This is a genomic window from uncultured Pseudokineococcus sp. (assembly GCF_947495735.1).
Lineage (GTDB): Bacteria > Actinomycetota > Actinomycetes > Actinomycetales > Quadrisphaeraceae > Pseudokineococcus.
In genome coordinates this window covers 1-2713 of sequence record NZ_CANMAA010000031.1, presented here as the reverse complement: position 1 = coordinate 2713, position 2713 = coordinate 1, and the positions used below count along the sequence as shown (strand labels likewise).

The 2713-nt window shown below is 74.4% G+C and carries 1 protein-coding gene; it reads left to right on the top strand.

What is annotated here, in order from left to right; genetic code table 11:
- Window positions 1-216: 216 nt before the first annotated feature.
- Window positions 217-1692, top strand: a complete 1476-nt coding sequence (locus Q0848_RS18810) for a M14 family zinc carboxypeptidase (RefSeq protein ID WP_299040364.1) — start codon at window positions 217-219, stop codon at window positions 1690-1692.
- Window positions 1693-2713 lie beyond the last annotated feature (1021 nt).

Here is a 2713-nt window from a genome sequence, read left to right as displayed (position 1 = left end):
ACGGAAACGCTTAGGGTTCGCGAAGCCGATCGAGAAGATCGGACCGCTGCTGTTGCGATGACCGCCAGGATCCGCCGTAGGTCTTGCGGACCTTCTCGAAGCTGATCACGGTGGCGTCTCCGGGAGTGGTCGGCGCGCTGGTGCGTCACCGCTCCTGAGAGGGGGGTGACGTGGGCAGCCCTCAGCGTCGGGGCACGAGAAATTACCGTGCCGGGTGTGCACGACGAGAACGCGGTGACCGATCCCCCCGCCGGCGCGGGCCCGTGCGCGTCCCCGCACTGGCGCGACGAGGTCTGCCGCCGCGCCGCCGAGGTGCCCGAGATCACCGCCTTCCCCGGCGTCGACGCGCTGCTGCGCGCCTTCCACGCGCTCGCCGCCGAGCACCCGGACCTGGTGCGCCCCAGCCGGATCGGGACCTCCCGGCTCGGGGAGCCGCTGGAGTGCTTCACCGTCGGGGACGCCGCCCACGCCCCGGCCGGACCGCCCGGGCCCCAGCACCTCGTCGTCGGCGGGGTTCACCCCAACGAGCCGATCGGCGCGTGCACGTCCCTGCACCTGGCGCGCCTGCTGTGCGAGGACGACGACCTGCGCGCGCGCCTGGGCGCCACCTGGCACGTCGTCCCCTGCGTCGACCCGGACGGCGCCCGCCTCAACGAGGGCTGGTTCGACGGCCCCTTCGACCGCGGCACCTACGCGCGCCACTTCTACCGGCCGGCGCCGCGCGAGCAGGTGGAGTGGTCCTTCCCCTTCTCGTACAAGGGCGCCTACTTCGACCAGACGATCCCGGAGACCTTCGGGCTCATGCGCCTCATCGACGCCGTCCGCCCCCGCCTGCTCGTGAGCCTGCACAACGGCGAGATGGGCGGCGTCTACTACTACCTGAGCCGGACCCTGCCCGGGCTGGTGGAGGCGCTGCACGCCGTCCCGGCCGAGCTGGGGCTGCCGCTCGAGCGCGGTGAGGCCGAGGACCCCCTGGCGCAGGTGTGGGCGGACGCCGTCTACGGCATGGCGGACATGCGGGCGCACTACGACCACCTCGAGGCCCTGGGCCTCGATGCGGTGGCCGCCGTCGGCGGCACCTCCAGCGCCGACCACGCCGCGCAGTACGGGACGCTCAGCGTCGTCGCCGAGCTGCCGTACTGGTCGCACCCGGCCGCCGCCGACACCAGCGGCAGCGGACGCCGCTACGCCGACGTCCTCACCGCCAAGGCCGAGGGTCTGCGCGCCGACGGCGCCCTGCTCGAGAGCCTGCTCGCCCGGGCGGAGCCGATGCTCGACGCCGCGAGCCCGTACGTGCGCGCCTCGCGCGCCTTCGTGCCGATGCTCGGCCACGTCGCCGAGCACGAGGCGGCGCGCGCCGGCCTTCCCGCCGCGGACCGCGAGGCCAGCGTCGCGGAGGTGTTCAGCGCCGAGGACCTCGTGCGCTGCTTCCGCCTGCGCTACGGGGGGATGCTCGTGCGGGCGCTCGCCGGTCCCGTCGCCGCGGGGACGGCGCCCGCGGCGCTGCGCCGCCTGCACGCCGAGGCCGCTGAGGTCTACGAGCGCTGGCAGGACGAGGCCGCCCAGCTCGAGGGCACACGGCTGCTGCCCATCGCCCAGCTCGTCGGGGTGCAGCTCGGCTCCACGCTCGCCGCGGCGTTCGCCCTCGTCGACGAGGCCGGGCTCGCGCCCGGCGGCGGGGGACCGGCCTGATGCAGGGGGCGCGCGGCTGACGGCCTCAGCCGCGTGTCCACCGGCGGGGGGCCCCTGCTCCGCCTCACTGCCGAGCGCTGACTCGTGGGTGAGCGGGGGAGCGACCACCCCTTGAGGCAGCACCTGCTCCACGGGCGCAGGCCGAAGACCTCCACCTCCACCGCGAGGGGCACGGGGACCCAGTCGAGCGCGGCGCGACGGGATCGGAGCGGCGGGCCGGTGCTGGCGTCGTCCCGAAGGTCGCGTCCCCGGGGTGTGCTGGGCGATGTCGTGGCGTGCCCTCGTCGGGGCGTGCGGAAGGGGATGCGCCGTCGACGGGGATGCCACCTCCACGGCCCTCGCCGTCGGCGGGCGCTCGCGAGGAGCGGTGGTGACGGGTGCGCTCGCGCGGGGGAGGGCTGGACCGCTGGCGGTGAGCAGGACGGGGAGCCTCGCCGGGGGACGAGCGGGGAGACGGCGTGCCTTCCCCAGCTCGTGGGGGGCCGGACGGCGCGCTTCGCGGGGTCGCCGCTGAGGGAGCAGGTGGCGCTGGCGTCAGCACGTGCCTGCTCGCGCCGCCGGTCCCAGGGGGCCTCGCCGGCCGTCGCTGTGGAGGGACGTTCGTCTGCGGGGGGCGGAGGTTCCACCACGTCGAGCCAGGACCGGACTCCGACTGCCGGCCGTCCCGATGCGCCGGACGGGGGACGCGCGGAGCCGCCTCGACCCCGGGTTTGCACCACGGCCGGACCTGACCTAACGTTCTTCCTCGTCGCCCGAGAGGGAGGAACGGACACCGCGAGGTGGTCGGTCCCCGCGGGTAGGCATCCCGGATCACTTCCACCGGCATCCATCTGGATCTCGGTCGGGCAGCATGTCCGGGAGCCCCAGCGAGAAGCTCGACAGAGCGGCTCGAGGAACTGGGGTAGCGTACGGAACATCAGCCCTTCACCGGGGCCGGCTGCGAGGTCGGTCTGGTGTGCGGGTCTGCTTCTTGAGAACTCAACAGCGTGCCAAAGTCGAATGCCAAGTTTTTGTGGTTCGG